General features: G+C 65.8%; 16 protein-coding genes. 15 read left to right on the top strand and 1 reads right to left on the bottom strand.

Going from position 1 to position 17590, the window contains the following annotated elements:
* Positions 1-42 precede the first annotated feature (42 nt).
* The 3 genes from AB7245_RS35100 (at position 43) to AB7245_RS35090 (ending at position 2076) form a co-directional block, all read left to right on the top strand.
* Positions 43-393, top strand: a complete 351-nt coding sequence (locus AB7245_RS35100) for a YciI family protein (protein ID WP_063981532.1) — start codon at positions 43-45, stop codon at positions 391-393.
* A gap of 100 nt (positions 394-493) precedes the next feature.
* The gene (locus tag AB7245_RS35095; protein WP_063981533.1) at positions 494-844 is read left to right on the top strand and encodes a YciI family protein; all 351 of its coding nucleotides are present in this window, start codon (positions 494-496) and stop codon (positions 842-844) included.
* Positions 841-2076, top strand: coding sequence for an RNA polymerase sigma factor (locus AB7245_RS35090; protein ID WP_135214110.1), 1236 nt, complete (start codon positions 841-843; stop codon positions 2074-2076). Before AB7245_RS35095 ends, AB7245_RS35090 begins: the two co-directional genes overlap by 4 nt.
* Positions 2077-2195: 119 nt before the next feature.
* Here AB7245_RS35090 and AB7245_RS35085 read toward each other — a convergent pair whose 3' ends face one another.
* Positions 2196-3059, bottom strand: a complete 864-nt coding sequence (locus AB7245_RS35085) for an N-acetylmuramoyl-L-alanine amidase (protein ID WP_193560871.1) — start codon at positions 3057-3059, stop codon at positions 2196-2198.
* 430 nt (positions 3060-3489) lie between these two features.
* Between AB7245_RS35085 and rsmH the strand changes: the two genes are divergently transcribed.
* The 12 genes from rsmH (at position 3490) to murB (ending at position 17589) form a co-directional block, all read left to right on the top strand.
* On the top strand, positions 3490-4479 hold the full coding sequence (gene rsmH / locus AB7245_RS35080; RefSeq protein ID WP_085399272.1) for a 16S rRNA (cytosine(1402)-N(4))-methyltransferase RsmH: 990 nt from the start codon (positions 3490-3492) through the stop codon (positions 4477-4479).
* A gap of 3 nt (positions 4480-4482) precedes the next feature.
* A complete protein-coding gene (gene ftsL / locus AB7245_RS35075) occupies positions 4483-4875 on the top strand; it encodes a cell division protein FtsL (RefSeq protein ID WP_014492951.1) in 393 nt (130 codons plus the stop codon).
* Positions 4872-6626, top strand: a complete 1755-nt coding sequence (locus AB7245_RS35070; protein ID WP_071910386.1) for a peptidoglycan D,D-transpeptidase FtsI family protein — start codon at positions 4872-4874, stop codon at positions 6624-6626. Before ftsL ends, AB7245_RS35070 begins: the two co-directional genes overlap by 4 nt.
* 84 nt (positions 6627-6710) lie before the next feature.
* Complete coding sequence (locus AB7245_RS35065; protein ID WP_085399273.1) at positions 6711-8183, top strand: UDP-N-acetylmuramoyl-L-alanyl-D-glutamate--2,6-diaminopimelate ligase; 1473 nt, start codon at positions 6711-6713, stop codon at positions 8181-8183.
* Complete coding sequence (locus AB7245_RS35060) at positions 8180-9559, top strand: UDP-N-acetylmuramoyl-tripeptide--D-alanyl-D-alanine ligase (RefSeq protein ID WP_085399274.1); 1380 nt, start codon at positions 8180-8182, stop codon at positions 9557-9559. Before AB7245_RS35065 ends, AB7245_RS35060 begins: the two co-directional genes overlap by 4 nt.
* Before the next feature lie 160 nt (positions 9560-9719).
* Positions 9720-10823 carry a phospho-N-acetylmuramoyl-pentapeptide-transferase gene (mraY, locus tag AB7245_RS35055; RefSeq protein WP_014492955.1) on the top strand — a complete coding sequence of 368 codons (1104 nt, stop codon included), beginning with the start codon at positions 9720-9722 and terminating at the stop codon, positions 10821-10823.
* A gap of 7 nt (positions 10824-10830) precedes the next feature.
* Positions 10831-12231, top strand: coding sequence for a UDP-N-acetylmuramoyl-L-alanine--D-glutamate ligase (gene murD, locus AB7245_RS35050; RefSeq protein WP_085399275.1), 1401 nt, complete (start codon positions 10831-10833; stop codon positions 12229-12231).
* Positions 12232-12467: 236 nt separating this feature from the next.
* Positions 12468-13619 (top strand): putative lipid II flippase FtsW, encoded by a 1152-nt coding sequence (gene ftsW / locus AB7245_RS35045; protein ID WP_063981538.1) that lies wholly within the window; start codon positions 12468-12470, stop codon positions 13617-13619.
* 177 nt (positions 13620-13796) lie between these two features.
* Positions 13797-14897: an undecaprenyldiphospho-muramoylpentapeptide beta-N-acetylglucosaminyltransferase gene (gene murG, locus AB7245_RS35040; RefSeq protein WP_085399277.1), complete on the top strand. Its 1101-nt coding sequence runs from the start codon at positions 13797-13799 to the stop codon at positions 14895-14897.
* A gap of 120 nt (positions 14898-15017) precedes the next feature.
* The gene (murC, locus tag AB7245_RS35035; RefSeq protein ID WP_085399289.1) at positions 15018-16421 is read left to right on the top strand and encodes a UDP-N-acetylmuramate--L-alanine ligase; all 1404 of its coding nucleotides are present in this window, start codon (positions 15018-15020) and stop codon (positions 16419-16421) included.
* Positions 16418-16672 carry a hypothetical protein gene (locus AB7245_RS35030; RefSeq protein ID WP_135214113.1) on the top strand — a complete coding sequence of 85 codons (255 nt, stop codon included), beginning with the start codon at positions 16418-16420 and terminating at the stop codon, positions 16670-16672. The genes murC and AB7245_RS35030 overlap by 4 nt, the downstream gene beginning before the upstream one ends.
* Positions 16669-17589 carry a UDP-N-acetylmuramate dehydrogenase gene (murB, locus tag AB7245_RS35025; RefSeq protein WP_085399278.1) on the top strand — a complete coding sequence of 307 codons (921 nt, stop codon included), beginning with the start codon at positions 16669-16671 and terminating at the stop codon, positions 17587-17589. Before AB7245_RS35030 ends, murB begins: the two co-directional genes overlap by 4 nt.
* The last annotated feature ends 1 nt before the right edge of the window (position 17590 follow it).

Raw genomic sequence — 17590 nt, 5'->3', positions numbered from 1 at the left:
GACTGGATGCCGGCAATCCAGCCGAGCAACAGGAGTTAAGCGATGCAGTATTTGCTGCTGATCTACCGGAACGAAGCTCAACAGAGCAAGATGGACCCCGCAGATTACCAGAAGCTGTTGGCGGAGTATTCCGCCTACACCCAGTCCATCGTCCAGAGCGGCAACTTCAAGGCCGGCGACGGGCTCCAGCCGACCTCGACTGCGACCACCGTTCGCGTTCGCGACGGCAAGGTACTCGCGACCGATGGTCCGTTCGCCGAGACCCGCGAGCAACTCGGCGGCTATTATCTCGTCGAGGCGAGAGACCTCGACGCAGCGATCGCGATGGCCGCGCGGATTCCCGGAGCCAGGGACGGCTCGATCGAAGTCAGGCCCGTGATGATCTACAAATGATCTCGTCCCCTGATATCGAATAATTATCCCGAGGATGTCGTTTGATGTTGGCCCCGTTCGACTGGATGTCGGCAATCAGGCCGAACAACAGGAGTAAGCCATGCAGTACCTACTGCTGATCTACCGGAACGAAGCGAAAATGATCAACATGTCCCCCGCGGACCGTCAGGCGCTGTCGGCGGAGTACGGCACTTACACGCAGTCCATCGTCCAGAGCGGCCATTTCAAGGCCGGCGACGGGCTTCAGCCGACCACGACGGCGACCACCGTGCGCGTGCGCGAGGGCAAGACCCTGACGACCGACGGTCCCTTCGCGGAGACTCGCGAGCAACTCGCCGGCTACTATCTGGTCGAGGCCAAGGATCTGGACACCGCCGTCGGACTGGCTGCTCGGATTCCCGAGGCCAAAGAGGGATCCATCGAAGTCAGGCCGGTCATGATCTACAAGTGATCTGTCCTGCCGACATCGCTCGGATTTTTCGCGACGAGGCGGGGCGGGTGCTTGCCACGCTGATCCGCCTCGTCGGCGATTTCGATCTCGCCGAGGACGCGCTCCAGGATGCCTTCGCGGTCGCGCTGGAGCGCTGGTCGGCGGGCGAGGTGCCCGATAATCCGCGCGCCTGGCTGGTCAATGTCGGTCGCAACAAGGCGATCGATCGCATCCGGCGGCAGGCCGTGTTCCGCGGCAAGCAGCGGGCGCTCGTGCATGAGCTCGAGTTCAACGCGCAGGCGCGCGACGAGCCGCCAGCAACGCTCGATGACGATATGCTGCGGCTGATCTTCACGTGCTGCCATCCAGCCTTCGCCATCGAGGTCCAGGTCGCGCTGACGCTGCGCACCGTCTGCGGGCTGTCCATGGCGCAGGTCGCGCGCGCCTTTCTCGTCGGCGAGGATGCGATGGCGCAGCGCCTCGTCCGCGCCAAGCAGAAGATCAGGCTCGCCGGCATTCCTTATGAAGTGCCCGAGCACGCCGCGCTTGCGCCGCGGCTCAACGGCGTGCTCGCCGTGATCTATCTCGTCTTCACCGAAGGCTATGTTGCGACCTCGGGCGCGGATTTGATGCGGCCCGATCTCGCGGTCGAAGCGATCAGGCTCGGCCGGTTGCTCGACCGGCTGATGCCGGATCGCGCCGGGATCAAAGGCCTGCTCGCCTTGATGTTACTGCACGATGCGCGCCGTGCCGGGCGCGAGACCACAGCCGGCGACGTCGTTCTGCTGGAAGAGCAGGATCGTTCGCTCTGGAATTGTGTGCAGATCGAGGAAGGTCTGCGTCTCGTGGACGACGCGCTCCGCGTGCCTGGCCGCCCGCAGCCCTATGCTGTGCAGGCCGCGATCGCCGCGCTGCATGCCCGTGCGCCGAGCTACGAGCAGACCGACTGGCCGCAGATCGCTGGCCTCTACGAAGTGCTCTTGCGCATCAATCCGTCGCCGGTGATCGAGCTTAACCACGCCGCCGCAGTCTCGATGGTCGACGGCCCGGCGCGCGCGCTCGATCTCGTCGACGCGATCACCGCGCGCGGCGGGCTTGGCGGCTACGAGCTGTTGCCTGCGGTGCGCGCGGATCTGTTGCGACGGCTTGGGCGCAAGGACGAAGCGCGCGAGGCGTATGTCGCCGCGACGGCGGCGACGCAGCTGGAGCCGTTGCGGCGGCTCTATGCGCGACGGATGCGGGAGATGGAGTAGTCGCCACGCATTCCGTCATTGCGAGGAGCGAAGCGACGAAGCAATCCAGACTCTTTCCGCGGAGGCAGTCTGGATTGCTTCGCTGCGCTCGCAATGACCGGAGTGTGTGGCTTGCGCCGTTACTTCGCCGCGACTGCCGTCGCATCCGTCGGCAGGCTTGCGAGCAACGCCTGCAATGTCGACAGCGTCGAGTGATCCGCGACACCATCGAGCCGCGCCGGGCGGAAATGGCGCTGGAAGGCGGTGACGACTTCCATCGTCGCGGCGTCGTATTTGCCGGTGAGCGGCACGCCGTAGCCGTATCGGGCGAGCGCCTGCTGCAGGCTCAGCACCTCGTCGCTGATGGTGCCGAGCATCAGGCTCTCGCCGCGCACGACCGGCGCGGGCGTCACCCAGTGTCCGACGCCGGAATTGGCCAGCGAATGCCACGGAAATTTCTCGCCGGGATCCTTCTTGCGCGCCGGCGCGACGTCGGAATGGCCGAGCACCCGGTGCGCGGCGACGTTGCGGCGAAGCATGATGCCGCGGCACAACGTGATCACGGCGGCGATCTGGCGCGACGGATATTCCGGATAGCCCCAGTCATGGCCGCGATTGATGATCTCGATGCCGATCGAGCAGGAGTTGATGTCGTCCTCGCCGGCCCAGGACGAGACGCCCGCGTGCCAGGCGCGCTTGGCCTCGGGCACGCATTGCACGATGCGGCCGTCCTCCAGCACGACGTAATGCGCCGACACTTCGGTGCCCGCCGTGCACAGCCGCGCCAGCGCGCCCTCGACGTCGGGCATGCCGGTGTAGTGCAGCAGGATCATATCCGGCTGCCGTCCCTTGTTGCGGTCGCCATGGTTCGGCGAAGGGATGATGTCGGAGACGATCGAGGAATCCGGCTCGAACGTCCGCGTGTTCGCCGCGGCCTTGGGAACCGGGAGAACGCGTTGACGTTTCGAATCAGATCCAGACGGCGTGGAAGGACCGGACGACATAGACAGCTCAAGTCGGACAGAGAGTGGGCCAAGCCCTTCTCTTTACTATTCCTTTACCCTCCGCCGCGCGCAATCGCGCGGCGCGGTTAATGGATGCATTTTGGCGCATGTGTGTGGATGGAGCATCACCGACGCGTCACCTTTTCGACTTGTAACAAGCCGATCAACGCTTTCTTAACGCTAAGGGCCGTTACTGAGGATTGAAGAGCCGACCCGCGTCCGGAGGCGGCCAAAGCGTATTTTGGCTCGAAATCCCATGGCTGCCCGACAAATTCCACTGGGAACACTGGGTTTGCGGCCCGGGATGACCGGGCTCGGTAACCATGCTGGACGAGGGTTGGGTCGTGGAACCGCCGCGACGCGGAATTATTCGAGGCGTAATGGACTCGCTCGTCCCAGATCTCGCAAGGACGCTCTGCGGGTGTGGCGCATGAGTTCGGTTCCGCACATCCCCGTTCTTGGCCGCGAGGCGGTCGATCATCTCGCGCCGCGCGCGGGCGGGATCTATGTCGACGCCACCTTCGGCGCCGGCGGCTACAGCCGCGCCATCCTCGACGTGCCGGGAACCCGGCTGATTGCGATCGATCGCGACCGCACGGCGATCGCCGGCGGGGCTGAGTTGGTCGAACGCTCCGCGGGCCGGCTGACGCTGGTCGAGGACCGCTTCTCCAATCTCGCCGAGGTCTGTGCGGCGCAGGGCGTCGATGCCGTCGACGGCGTCGTGATGGATGTCGGGGTCTCCTCGATGCAGCTCGACCAGGCCGGCCGCGGCTTCTCCTTCCGTCTCGACGGTCCGCTCGACATGCGGATGGGGCAGGCGGGGCCGACGGCGGCCGACATCGTCGCGCGCGCCTCGGAAAGCGATCTCGCCGACATCATCTATCTCTTTGGTGAGGAGCGGCAGTCGCGCCGCATCGCCCGCGCCATCGTCGCCGACCGGCAGGAGACGCCGTTCACGACAACGCGCGCGCTCGCCGATCTCGTCGGCAGGGTCGTGCGCTCGAAACCCGGCGATATTCATCCGGCGACGCGAACGTTCCAGGCCCTGCGCATCTTCGTCAACGAAGAGCTCGAGGAACTCCAGACCGCGCTCGCTGCGGCCGAGCGCGTGCTCAGGCCGGACGGCCGCCTCGTGGTGGTCTCGTTCCATTCGCTGGAAGACCGCATCGTCAAGAATTTCCTCTCCGAGCGTAGCAAGACAGGCGGCGGTTCGCGGCATCTGCCGGAAGTGGCGCAAACCGCGCCGAGCTTCCAGCTGCTGACCCGGCGGCCGGTGATCGCGGGTGAGGAGGAAGTCGCGCATAATCCGCGCGCGCGTTCCGCAAAGCTGCGCGCCGCTGAACGTACCGATGCGCCCGCGCACGACGACGGCGAGACCTCGTCCTGGCCAAAGCTCTCCGACGTGATGAGGGGCGGCTAGCGCATGCGCTTCATCCACCTCCTCGTCATCGGCGCGCTGATCTTCGCGGCGGCCTACGTCTACCGGATCAAGATGGACTCCACGGCGCGCACCGAAAAGGTGCTGCGGCTGCATGCGGAGATCCGCGAGCAGCGCGATGCGATCGCGGCGCTGCGCTCCGAATGGGCCAAGCTCGATGCGCCCTTGCGCCTGCAGGGCCTGTCCGACCGGCATCTGCCGCTCAAGCCGGTCAACGGTACGCAATATGACTCGCTGAAGAACCTGCCGGAGCGTCCGCCGCGGATGTTCAGGCCGGGCGAGCCGGATCCGATCGGGGCCATGCTCAACACCATCGAAGCCGCGAGCGATCCGGATACGGTGACGGGCTCCGTGCCTCAACCCGAGGACAAGCAATGAGCGCTGTGACCCCGGCCAAGCCAACTCAAAAGCCGCCCGAGCCCTGGCGGCAGCGGCTGATCCGCAGCCTGCTCTACGGGCGCAACGTTGACCGCGCCGCGAAGGCGCGCGCGCGCGTTGGCCTCGCGATGATCGCCTTTACCTCGGTCTACGTCCTGATCGGCGGCCGGCTCGTGATGTTCGCGATCGGTGCCGACGCCCACAGCGCGCGCCGTGCTGCCGCGCAAGAGGTGGTCGCGACCGCGCGGCCCGACATCGTCGACCGCAACGGCGCGATCCTCGCGACCGACGTCAAGGCCGCGAGCCTGTTCGGCGAGCCGCGCCGCATCATCGACAAGGACGAGGCGATCGAGCTTCTCACCGCCACCGTGCCCGACCTCGACGAGGCCGAGGTGCGCGAGCGCTTGTCGGCGCGAAAGGGTTTTGTCTGGCTCAAGCGCGAGATCACGCCGAAGCAGCAGCAGGACATCCACAAGCTCGGCATTCCCGGCATCGGCTTCCTGCGCGAGAACAAGCGCGTCTATCCGACCGGCAACGAGGTCGCCCACCTCATCGGTCTCGTCAACATCGACAACCAGGGCATCGCCGGCATGGAGAAGTGGCTCGACAATCAAGGGCTCGCCGATCTCCACCGCGCAGGCTTTGCTACCGACCGGCTGCAAAAGCCGATCGAGCTGTCGGTCGATCTGCGCGTCGAGCACGCGCTGCGCGACGAGCTCTTGAAGGCCAAGGAGAAGTACCACACCAAGGCCGCCTCCGGCATCGTCTCGAATGTCAAGACTGGCGAGATCGTGGCGATGGTCTCGCTTCCGGATTTCGATCCCAACAATCCGAAGGAAGCGCACGACCCCGACCGCATCAACCGCCTGACCACGGGCGTCTACGAGATGGGCTCGACCTTCAAGGCGTTCACGCTGGCAATGGCGCTCGATTCCGGAAAGATCAATTTGAACTCGTCGTGGGATGCACGCGGAAACCTGCACTACGGCAAGTTCACCATCCACGACAGTCATTCGCTCGGACGTTTCATCAACACCAAGGAAGTGTTCTATTACTCCTCCAACATCGGCGCTGCGCGGATCGCGCTCGGCCAGGGCGTCGAGGCGCACAAGGCGTTCCTTGCCAAGATGGGCCAGTTGACGCGGCTGCGCACCGAGCTGCCCGAGAGCGCGGCTCCGCTGGTGCCGCGCCGCTGGAGTGAGCTGAACACGGTCACCATCGCGTTCGGCCAGGGTCTGTCGGTGGCGCCGCTCCAGGCGGTGATGGGCATCAACGCGCTGATGAACGGTGGCTATTTGATTCCGCCGACCTTCATGAAGCGAAGCGAAGCTGAAGCGGCGGCGATGGCCAAGCGCGTGATCAAGCAAGAGACCAGCGACAAGATGCGGTATCTGATGCGGCTCAATGCGGAGGTCGGGTCGGCGAGACAGGCAGACGTCAAGGGCTATTATGTCGGCGGCAAGACCGGTACGTCCGAGAAAGTCATCAATGGCCGCTACGCCAAGAAGCGGGTGCTCAACTCCTTCACGGCGATCATGCCCTCCGACAATCCAAAGTATCAGATCCTGATCATGCTGGACGAGCCGCAGGCGCTGCCCGAAACGCATGGTTTCATCACCTCGGGCTGGAACGCGGTGCCGACCGGCGGCAAGGTGATCGAGCGGATCGCGCCGCTTCTGGGCATCGAGCCACGGTTTGACCTACCGCCGTCCGACCGCCTTATTCTTGCAGCATCCAGGACAACCCAGTAATCAACGGGGGTGGGCCGTCGCCGCTGCTGAGTCGGGGCTTTTCCGAAGATCCGGCTTTCCGGACGGCATGTCGACTGGAAGACCATGAAGCTGCGCGACCTCCTAGGTCAGGACGTTCCAGGCAATGATGCCGCAATCGAGCCCGCTGTCGCGGCGCTCGATGTGACCGGCGTTGCGCTCGACAGCCGTATGGTCAAGTCAGGTGATCTCTTCTTCGCGCTCGCGGGCAGCAAGACCGACGGCGCGCGCTTCGTCGATGCCGCGATTGCAGCAGGCGCGGTGGCGATCGTCGGCGACCATGCACCTGATGGCAGCAAGGTGCCGTTCGTCACGGTGGCCAATCCGCGCCGCGCGCTGGCGCTGGCCGCGGCCAAATTCTTCCCCGCACAGCCGGCGACCATCGCGGCGGTGACCGGCACCAGCGGCAAGACCTCGGTCGCCGCGTTCACGCGCCAGATCTGGGAACGGCTGGGGCATGCCTCCGCCAGCATCGGCACCATCGGTCTCGTCTCGCCCAGGCGCACCGTCTACGGTTCGCTGACGACGCCGGATCCGATCGCGCTGCACCGGCAGCTCGATGAGATCGCGCGCGAAGGCGTGACGCATCTCGCCTTCGAGGCGTCCTCGCACGGGCTCGACCAGTACCGCCTCGACGGCGTGCGTGTCTCCGCCGGCGGCTTCACCAATCTCTCGCGCGACCACATGGATTACCATCCAACCGTCGCGCATTATCTCGCAGCAAAACTCCGCCTGTTCCGCGAACTGGTCCCGGCGGATGGCGCGGCGGTGATCTCCGCCGACCATGATTGCTCGGCGGAAGCAATCAATGCTGCCAGGTCGCACGGCCTGCGCGTGATGGCGGTCGGCCGCAACGGCGACGGGGCAGGCGCGGGCATTCGTCTCGCCGCGGCCGAGGTCGAAGGTTTTTCGCAAGTCCTTGCCGTCGAACATCGCGGCAAGCGTTATGCGGTCCGGCTGCCGCTGGCCGGCGAATTCCAGATCGAGAACGCACTGGTGTCGGCCGGTCTGGCGATCGGCACCGGCAGCGATCCGGCCAACGTGTTTGCGAGCCTCGAACATCTCGAAGGCGCCAAGGGTCGGCTCGAGCGCGTCGGCGAGCGCAACGGTGCGCCGATCTTCGTCGACTACGCCCACAAGCCCGACGCGTTGGAGAAGGCGTTGCAGGCTTTGCGGCCTTACGCAAAACGCCGGCTGGTCGTCGTGTTCGGCGCGGGCGGCGATCGCGATGCCGGCAAGCGCCCGATCATGGGCGAGATCGCGGCCGAGAACGCCGACCGCGTCATCATCACCGACGACAATCCGCGCAGCGAGAAGCCGGAAGCCATTCGCGCCGAAATCCTCGCGACTGCAAAAGGTGCCCGCGAAATCGGCGACCGTGCCGCGGCGATCCGCACCGCGATCGAGGAGTTGGAAGACGGCGATGCGCTGCTCGTCGCCGGCAAGGGCCACGAGACCGGACAGATCGTCGGCGGCGAGGTGCTGCCCTTCAGTGATCACGAGGCGGTCGCCGCCGCATTAGCGTCGAGGGATGCATGAGCGCGCCAATATGGACGGTTGCCGAAGTGGCGCGTGCGCTGGGCGCTGCGGGATCATTTCCGGACACGCCGATCGACTTCGTCACCCAGGACAGCCGCCTGGTGAAGCCGGGCTGCCTGTTCGTCGCGCTCAGCGGTACGCCGAGCGGCGGCTTTATCTCGGCCTTCGCCAGCGCGCGCGACGGCTGGGAGTTCGCCGACAAGGCGGAAGCATCGGGCGCGGTCGCGATGATCGTGCCGCATGAGATCGCCGGCATCCGCATTCCCCAGATCGTCGTCAAGGACACGCTGATCGATGGTCTCTGGGGCCTCGCACGCGCCGCACGCGCCCGTTTCAACGGACCGGTGATCGGACTCACCGGCAGCGCGGGCAAGACCAGCACCAAGGAATTCCTTGCAGCCTACCCCGGCGCCTATGCCAGCCCATCGAGCTTCAACAATTTCTGGGGCGTGCCGCTGACGCTGTGCAATGCGAGGCCTGACGCCAGCCTCTGGGTCGTCGAGATGGGCATGAACCAGACCGGCGAGATCGCGCGGCTCAGCGAGCTGACGCGGCCGACCGTCGCGCTCGTCGTCAACGTTCAGCCGGTGCATCTGGAAAAGCTCGGCTCGCTCGAAGCCATCAGGCGCGAGAAGGTGTCGATCGCGCTCGGCCTGCCCGAGGATGGCGTGCTGGTGCTGCCTGCCGGGATCAAGGCGCCGGACTGGAAGGGCAAGGTCGTACGGTTCGGCGAGAAAACCGAGGTGCACGAGGTCGCGCACGCGCCGCATGGCGAGAGCTGGCAGGTCGTGGCCGCGCTCGGCAAGAAGGAGATCGCCTTCAGCCTGACGCCGGGCGCACCGCACCGCGTGCAGAATGCGCTTGCGGCGCTCGCTTCGATCCGCGCCGCGAACCTCGATGCGGCGACGCTCGCGATCAAGCTCGACCGGGTCGGCATCATGACCGGCCGCGGCGTCGAGCAGGCGATTGGCGGCGTCACCGTGATCGACGACAGTTTCAACGGCAATCCGGCCAGCGTGGCTGCTGCACTGCAAAGCCTCCAGGCGCGCAACGTGACCGGCGGCCGTCGCATTGCGGTGCTCGGCGACATGCTGGAACTGGGCGATGACGCACCAAGCTACCATACGGCCCTCGCCAAGCATCTCGACGGCATCGACGGCGTTTACTGCGTAGGTCCCTTGATGCGCCATCTCTACGAGGTGTTGCCGGCGGGCAAGGGCCTGGGCTGGCACGACGACCCCGTCACGCTGAAGCCGGGCGAGGTCGCAAATCTGCTGAGGGCAGGCGATGTCGTGGTTGTCAAGGGCAGCAAGAAGATGTTCTGGGTCAACAAGTTTGTGCCGGGCCTAGTGGCCGCCTTGCAGGCAAAGGCGTAAACTGCTTGGAAGGCGCTGTTCCCGAATCCCACCCTTTGCGGCGCGAAGCCGTCCGTTTTCCCAGAGGTCGCCCGACCCATGAAGAAGACCCGCGAATGCGCGTGAGGCAAGTCAAGGCCAACACCAAGGCCGCGTGCAAAGGCGCCATAGGACCGTCTGAATGTTTTACTGGCTGATCGAGCTCTCCAACACATTTCCCGGCTTCGGTGCCGTTCGCACCTTCCTGAACGTCTTCCGCTACATCACCTTCCGCACCGGCGGCGCCGTCGTCACCGGCGCGCTGTTCGTGTTCCTGTTCGGGCCCTGGATCATCGACCATCTGCGCATCCGTCAGGGCAAGGGCCAGCCGATCCGGACCGACGGCCCGCAATCGCATCTCGCCAAGAAAGGCACGCCCACCATGGGCGGGCTGATGATCCTGTCCGGCCTCACGGTCGGCACCGTGCTGTGGGCCAATCCGCTCAACCCCTATGTCTGGATCGTGCTGGCGGTGACGCTCGGCTTCGGCTTCGTCGGTTTCTATGACGATTACCTCAAGGTGACCAAGCAGACCACGACGGGCTTCGGCAGCAAGCTGCGCCTGCTGATCGAGGCAGCCATCGCGCTGGTCGCCTGCTATGCGCTGGTGCGGTTGAACCGCGATCCCGCGTCGACCGCGCTGACGATTCCCTTCCTCAAGGACACCGTGCTGCATTTCGGCTGGTTCTTCGTCGTGTTCGGCGCCTTCGTCATCGTCGGCGCCGGCAACGCGGTGAACCTCACCGACGGTCTCGACGGTCTTGCCATCGTTCCCGTGATGATCGCGACCGCGAGCTTTGCGATGATCGCCTATCTCGCCGGCAACGCGGTGTTCGCCGACTATCTCCAGATCAAATATGTCGCGGGAACCGGCGAACTCGCGGTGCTCTGCGGCGCGCTGCTGGGCGCCGGTCTCGGGTTCCTCTGGTTCAACGCGCCGCCGGCCTCGATCTTCATGGGCGACACCGGCTCGCTCGCGCTCGGCGGCATGCTCGGCGCAATCGCGGTCGCGGTGAAGCACGAGATCGTGCTCGCGGTGATCGGCGGCCTGTTCGTGCTGGAAGCGGTTTCCGTCATCGTGCAGGTGGTGTCGTTCAAGCTCACCGGCAAACGCATCTTCCGGATGGCGCCGATCCATCACCATTTCGAGCAGCTCGGCTGGACCGAACCGCAGATCGTGATCCGGTTCTGGATCATCTCGGTGATGCTGGCGCTCGCCGGCTTGTCGACGCTGAAGCTGCGGTGATCGATCGATGATCCCGGTCACATCCTTCGCCGGCAAGACGGTCGCGGTGTTCGGCCTCGGCGGCTCGGGGCTTGCGTCCTGTCACGCGTTGAAAGCGGGCGGCGCTGAGGTGATTGCCGCCGACGACAGTGCCGAGAACGTCGCCAAGGCCGCGCAAGCGGGTTTCGTCACCGCCGATTTGCGCAACGTCTCCTGGGCGAATTTCGCAGCCCTCGTGCTCGCGCCCGGCGTGCCGCTGACGCATCCGGTGCCGCACTGGAGCGTGCTGAAGGCGCGCGAGGCCGGCTGCGAGGTGATCGGCGATATCGAGCTGTTCTGCCGCGAGCGGCGGCGGCACGCGCCGAACGCGCCATTCGTCGCGATCACCGGCACCAACGGCAAGTCGACCACGACGGCGCTGATTGCGCATCTCACAAAGGTCGCCGGCTACGACACCCAGATGGGCGGCAATATCGGCACCGCGATCCTGTCGCTGGAGCCGCCGCGCACGGGCCGCGTCCATGTCATCGAGATGTCGTCCTACCAGATCGACCTCACGCCCTCGCTCGATCCCTCCGTCGGCATCCTGCTCAATGTCAGCGAGGACCACATCGACCGTCACGGCACCCTCGCGCATTACGCTGCGGTGAAGGAGCGTCTCGTCGCCGGCGTGCAGGCGGGTGGCACCTCGATCGTCGGCGTCGACGATGGCTTCTGCCGCGACATCGCCGACCGGCTCGACCGTGCCGGCAAGAACGTGGTGCGGATCTCCGTCAAGAACCCGCTGGCCTCCGGCATCCATGTCGAGCACGGCACCATCGTGCGCACCGCGGGCGGCGCGCGGAGCGAGGTCGCAAAGCTCGGCGGCATCGGCTCGCTGCGCGGCCAGCACAACGCGCAGAACGCGGCCTGCGCCGCCGCCGCCGCGCTCGCGATGGGCATCAGCCTCGATGTGCTGCAGAACGGCCTGCGCAGCTTTCCCGGCCTCGCGCATCGCATGGAGCAGGTCGGCCGCCGCGGCAACGTGCTGTTCGTCAACGACTCCAAGGGCACCAATGCGGATGCCACGGCGCATGCTCTGTCGTCCTTTTCGGAAATCTTCTGGATCGCCGGCGGCAAGCCCAAGGCGGGTGGCATCACTGGCCTGACCGGCTTCTTCCCACGCATCCGCAAGGCCTATCTGATCGGCGAGGCCGCGCAGGAGTTTTCGGGAACGCTGGGCACGCAGGTGGCGCACGAGATCAGCCAGACGCTGGACATCGCCGTCGAGCACGCCGCGCGCGATGCCGAAGCCTCGGGCCTCGCGGATGCAGTGGTGCTGCTGTCACCCGCCTGCGCGTCCTTCGACCAGTACCGCAATTTCGAGATCCGCGGCACCAAGTTCCGCGAGCTGGTACAGGCGCTGCCGGGTGTGAAGCCGGTGGTGTAGGGCGCGGCTACTCCTTGCTCCGCTGTCGTCGCCCGGCTTGACCGGGCGACCCAGTATCCCAGAGGCGGTGCTTGAGCCGGGAGGCCACGGCGTACTGGATGCCCCGGTCAAGCCGGGGCATGACGAGCATGTGAGGTCGGCGCTCGCTCCTATCTCCAAACATCCGCGTTTCCTTAACCCCCCGGTAACCAACCTCGGCGACCAATGGACCGACCTCTGTCCGAAAGCGGCCGCCCATGCTCTCCCGTGAAGAACGCACCCCCTTTTCCGAGTGGTGGTGGACCGTCGACAAGCCGCTGATGGGCGCCATCCTGGCGCTGATGCTCACCGGCGTGATCCTGTCGCTGGCGGCGAGCCCGCCGGTCGCGACCCGCATCGGGCTCGATCCGTTCCACTTCTTCAGCCGGCACGTGATGTTCCTGGCGCCGTCCTGCCTGGTGCTGCTCGGGGTGTCCTTCCTGACGCCGCGCGCGATCCGCCGCTCGGCCCTGATCATCTTCGCGGCCAGCATCATCCTGATCGTGCTGACGCTCGCGATCGGCCCCGAAGTGAAGGGATCGCGGCGCTGGATCACGCTGCTCGGCGTCAACATCCAGGCCTCCGAAGTTGCAAAGCCGTCGTTCGTCGTCATCGCCGCCTGGCTGTTCGCGGAATCGACCAGGCGGCCGGAGATGCCGGCGACCTCGATGGCGCTGGTGCTGCTCTTGATGCTGGTCTCGCTGCTGGTGATGGAGCCCGATTTCGGTCAGACCATGCTGATCCTGATGGTGTGGGGCTCGCTGTTCTTCATCGCGGGCATGCGCATGATCTGGGTGTTCGGCCTGGCGGGCGCCGCCGCTGCCGGTCTGTTCAGCGCTTATCTGTTCGTCCCGCACGTCGCCGGCCGCATCAAGCGTTTCATGAATCCGGCTTCCGGCGACACCTTCCAGGTCGATACCGCCATGGAAGCTTTCTACAACGGCGGATGGTTCGGGCTCGGGCCGGGCGAGGGCATCGCCAAGCGCAGCCTGCCGGACAGTCATACCGACTTCGTGTTCGCGGTTGCCGCCGAGGAATTCGGCATCATCCTGTGCCTCGCGATGCTGGCGCTGTTCGCTTTCGTCGTGATCCGCACGCTGTCGCGCGCCTACGCCAATGAGGACATGTTCTCGCGCTTTGCGGCGTCCGGCCTTGCGATCCTGTTCGGCGTGCAGGCCGCGATCAACATGTCGGTCAACCTCCAGCTCATCCCCGCCAAGGGCATGACGCTGCCCTTCATCTCCTATGGTGGCTCCTCGATCGTGTCGCTGGCCTATGGTGTCGGCATGATGCTGGCGCTGACGCGGCTGCGCCCGCGGACTGAAGTTGAGGCGAGCGGCCACGCCGAGGCGATGCGCAGTTACGCGTGACCCTCTCGTGTCCCGGACAAGCGTAGCGAAGCGGAGCGCAGAGCCGGGACCCAGAATGCCGCACCCATGGGCCCCGGTTCAGCAGCGCACCACGCCGCGAAGTGCGGCGCGCTGCGCTGCGCCCGGGGCACGAGCACGGCTCGCAATAGGCGCTTTTTCCCTGTAAATACCGCTACCATGGACACTTCCCCCCTGATTCTTCTCGCCGCGGGCGGCACCGGCGGCCATTTGTTTCCGGCCGAGGCGCTCGGTGTCGAGCTGATCCGGCGCGGCTTTCGCGTCCGCCTCGTCACAGACGAGCGGGCCCTGCGCTATAGCGGGCTGTTCAGCAAGGACATGATCGACGTCGTCTCGAGCGAGACCGCGCGTGGCCGCAATCCATTGCAGCTCGCCTATGCCGGCCTCACGCTCGCCGCAGGCACGCTGTCCGCCTACGGCCTGATCAGGCGATTGAAGCCCGTCGCCGTCGTCGGCTTCGGCGGCTATCCGACGCTGCCGCCGCTGGTCGCCGCGAAATTTGCGGGCGTGCCTAGCATCATCCACGACGCCAATGCGGTGCTCGGCCGCGCCAACCGGTTCCTGTCGAGCCGCGTCCGCGCCATCGCGACGTCCTTGCCCGGCGTGCTCGACCGCGATCCGGCGCTGGCAGGCAAGACCACAACCGTGGGCACGCCGATGCGTCCGGCGATCCTCGCCGCAGCCGCCGTGCCCTATGTCGCGCCTGAAGCGAACGGACCGCTGCGCCTGCTCGTCGTCGGCGGCAGCCAGGGCGCGCGCATCATGGCCGACATCGTCCCGGGTGCGATCGAGCGCCTTGAGCCTGCGCTGTGGAGCCGGCTCGTCCTCACCCAGCAGGTGCGCGACGAGGACATGGCGCGCGTGCGCGCGGTCTACGACAAGCTCAAGATCAATGCCGGGCTCGCGCCGTTCTTCACCGATCTGCCGGCGCGGCTCGCCTCCAACCATCTGGTGGTGTCGCGCTCCGGCGCCGGCACGGTCGCCGAACTCGCCGCGATCGGACGGCCCTCGATCCTGGTGCCGCTGCCCGGCTCGATCGACCAGGACCAGTTCGCCAATGCCGGCGTGCTGGCCAAGGTCGACGGCGCGATCCGTATCCCGCAGACCGAGTTCACCTCCGACCGGCTCGCCGCCGAGATCTCCGCCTTCGCCGCCGAGCCCGCGCGTCTTGCCTCCATGGCCGCAGCCGCGAAGGGGGCGGGGCGGCTCGATGCGGCCGAACGGTTGGCCGATCTGGTGGTCAAAGTCGCGGGAATCTGACGCGAAAAAGCCCTTGTCTTGGCCTTCCAAAGCGGGGCATCCAGTAACAACGGCGCGGCTGATTTGGCCGTGACCTTCGCCAGATGCCGCCTTTCCGGCGGCGAGGTCAGGGAACAGAGCATGAGACTGCCGCGCGAGATCGGACCCATCCACTTCGTCGGGATCGGCGGGATCGGCATGAGCGGCATCGCCGAGGTGCTGGTCAATCTCGGCTATGTCGTGCAGGGCTCGGACGCCTCCGACAATTACAATCTCGACCGTCTGCGCAAGGCGGGCGCGAAGGTCTCGGTCGGCCACAAGGCCGAGAATGTCGACGGCGCTGCGGTCGTCGTCGTGTCCACCGCGATCAAGCGCGACAATCCGGAATTGATGGCGGCGCGCGAACGGCGCATTCCCGTGGTGCGCCGCGCCGAGATGCTGGCCGAGCTGATGCGGCTGAAGAGCTGCGTCGCCATCGCCGGCACCCATGGCAAGACCACCACGACCACGATGGTCGCAACGCTGCTCGATGCCGGCGGCCTCGATCCCACCGTGATCAATGGCGGCATCATCAATGCCTATGGCTCGAATGCGCGCCTCGGTGCCGGCGACTGGATGGTGGTCGAAGCGGACGAGAGCGATGGCACGTTCCTGAAGCTGCCGACCGATGTCGCGATCGTCACCAATGTCGACCCTGAGCATCTCGATCACTTCAAGACCTTCGAGGCGGTGCAGGACGCGTTCCGGCATTTCGTCGAGAACCTGCCGTTCTACGGCTTCGCGGTGATGTGCATCGACCATCCCGTCGTGCAGAGCCTCGTCGGCAAGATCGAGGATCGCCGCATCATCACCTATGGCGAGAATCCGCAGGCCGATGTGCGGCTCGTCGATCTCACCCCGATGGGCGGTGGCTCCAAGTTCAAGGTCGCGTTTCGTGATCGCAAGACCGGCGCCGTGCACGAGATCGCCGATCTCATGTTGCCGATGCCGGGACGCCACAACGCCTCGAACGCGACGGCCGCGATTGCGGTCGCGCGCGAACTCGGCGTGTCGGACGAGGCGATTCGCAAGGCGATCGCAGGCTTCGGCGGCGTCAAGCGCCGCTTCACCAAGACCGGCGAGTGGAACGGCGTCACGGTGATCGACGATTACGGTCATCACCCCGTCGAGATCGCGGCAGTGCTGAAGGCGGCGCGGGAATCCACCAACGGCAAGATCGTCGCCGTGGTGCAGCCGCATCGCTACACCCGCCTGCAATCGCTTTTCGAGGAATTCTGCACCTGCTTCAACGATGCGGATGCGGTTGTTGTCGCCGATGTCTATGCCGCCGGCGAGGCGCCGATCGACGGCATCGACCGCGATCATTTCGTAGCCGGCCTGCGCGCCCATGGCCACCGCGAGGTGATCCCGCTGCCGGCAGCGCCGGAGCTTGCAGGTATCGTCAAGGGCCTGGCGAAGTCGGGCGATCTCGTCGTGTGTCTTGGTGCCGGCAACATCACGCAATGGGCGTATGCGCTGCCGGACCAGTTGAAGGCGCTCGGATGAGAGTACTCTGGCTGCAGCTAAGAGATGTTCCCGGTGGCTTCGGTATCACCGCTCGGGATTGGCAAGATGCGATGTATCTTCTAGCCGAAGCAAGGCAGGTTCTGAAGGGACGACCGATAGAAGAGCCGATGATCGAGAGCTGGACGGACGTGCGAAGCATTGATGAACTTGATCAAGACCATGTTGTTCCAAACATGGGCACGATGCTTCATCGTGGTGTCTGGTTTCCAAACCTTCCGTACGTCCAATGAGCTTTCCCGACATCACACCCGAGCTCAAAGCCGCAATGCCGCAACTTCGCGGACGACTGCTCGCCAACCAGTCGCTCGCCGAGCTCACCTGGTTTCGCGTCGGTGGTCCCGCGCAGGTGCTGTTCACGCCGGCGGATGAGGACGATCTCGCTTACTTCCTCGCGCATCTTGCGTCCGACATTCCCGTCTATGTCGTCGGCGTCGGCTCCAACCTGATCGTGCGCGACGGTGGCATTGCGGGCGTGGTGATTCGGCTGGCGCCGCGCGCCTTTGGCGAGGCGAGCGCGAGCGGCGATGTCGTCACCGCTGGAACTGCCGCGCTCGACAAGCGCGTGGCGGAAGTGGCGGCCTCCGCCAATATCGGCGGGCTCGAATTCTATTTCGGTATTCCCGGCACCATCGGCGGTGCGTTGCGCATGAATGCGGGCGCCAATGGCGGCGAGACCAAGGACGTGTTGATCGAGGCGACCGGCGTTGCAAGGGACGGCAGCAAGCACGTGTTCTCGAACGCCGACATGAAGTTCGTCTACCGCAACAGCGGCGTCGACCCCTCCATCATCTTCACCTCCGCGCGCTTTCGCGGCGAGATCAGGGATACTGATGCGATCCGCGCGCGCATGGCGGAGGTGCAGAACCACCGCGAGACCGCGCAGCCGATCCGCGAAAAGACCGGCGGCTCGACCTTCAAGAACCCGCCCGGCCATTCCGCCTGGGAGCTGGTCGACGCCGCCGGCTGCCGCGGCCTGCGCGTCGGCGGCGCGCAGGTCTCGGAGATGCACTGCAATTTCCTGATCAACACGGGCGATGCCACCGCGCACGACATCGAGACGCTGGGCGAGACCGTGCGCGAACGGGTGAAGGCAAACTCCGGAATTGGGCTACATTGGGAAATCAAGCGGATTGGAATTCCCGGCTAAC

It is taken from the genome of Bradyrhizobium sp. 604_D8_N2_3 (genome assembly GCF_051810765.1).
GTDB lineage: Bacteria > Pseudomonadota > Alphaproteobacteria > Rhizobiales > Xanthobacteraceae > Bradyrhizobium > Bradyrhizobium barranii.
The sequence above is the reverse complement of the archived record's forward strand: the minus strand, read 5'-3'. Positions and strand labels throughout refer to the sequence as shown.

Bases quoted from the DNA above. Each gene is read 5' to 3' on its own strand.
- AB7245_RS35100 (WP_063981532.1), top strand. From the start codon at position 43: ATGCAGTATTTGCTGCTGATCTACCGGAACGAAGCTCAACAGAGCAAG.
- AB7245_RS35095 (WP_063981533.1), top strand. From the start codon at position 494: ATGCAGTACCTACTGCTGATCTACCGGAACGAAGCGAAAATGATCAAC.
- AB7245_RS35085 (WP_193560871.1), bottom strand. From the start codon at position 3,059: ATGTCGTCCGGTCCTTCCACGCCGTCTGGATCTGATTCGAAACGTCAA.
- rsmH (WP_085399272.1), top strand. From the start codon at position 3,490: ATGAGTTCGGTTCCGCACATCCCCGTTCTTGGCCGCGAGGCGGTCGAT.
- ftsL (WP_014492951.1), top strand. From the start codon at position 4,483: ATGCGCTTCATCCACCTCCTCGTCATCGGCGCGCTGATCTTCGCGGCG.
- AB7245_RS35070 (WP_071910386.1), top strand. From the start codon at position 4,872: ATGAGCGCTGTGACCCCGGCCAAGCCAACTCAAAAGCCGCCCGAGCCC.
- AB7245_RS35065 (WP_085399273.1), top strand. From the start codon at position 6,711: ATGAAGCTGCGCGACCTCCTAGGTCAGGACGTTCCAGGCAATGATGCC.
- AB7245_RS35060 (WP_085399274.1), top strand. From the start codon at position 8,180: ATGAGCGCGCCAATATGGACGGTTGCCGAAGTGGCGCGTGCGCTGGGC.
- mraY (WP_014492955.1), top strand. From the start codon at position 9,720: ATGTTTTACTGGCTGATCGAGCTCTCCAACACATTTCCCGGCTTCGGT.
- murD (WP_085399275.1), top strand. From the start codon at position 10,831: ATGATCCCGGTCACATCCTTCGCCGGCAAGACGGTCGCGGTGTTCGGC.
- ftsW (WP_063981538.1), top strand. From the start codon at position 12,468: ATGCTCTCCCGTGAAGAACGCACCCCCTTTTCCGAGTGGTGGTGGACC.
- murG (WP_085399277.1), top strand. From the start codon at position 13,797: ATGGACACTTCCCCCCTGATTCTTCTCGCCGCGGGCGGCACCGGCGGC.
- murC (WP_085399289.1), top strand. From the start codon at position 15,018: ATGAGACTGCCGCGCGAGATCGGACCCATCCACTTCGTCGGGATCGGC.
- AB7245_RS35030 (WP_135214113.1), top strand. From the start codon at position 16,418: ATGAGAGTACTCTGGCTGCAGCTAAGAGATGTTCCCGGTGGCTTCGGT.
- murB (WP_085399278.1), top strand. From the start codon at position 16,669: ATGAGCTTTCCCGACATCACACCCGAGCTCAAAGCCGCAATGCCGCAA.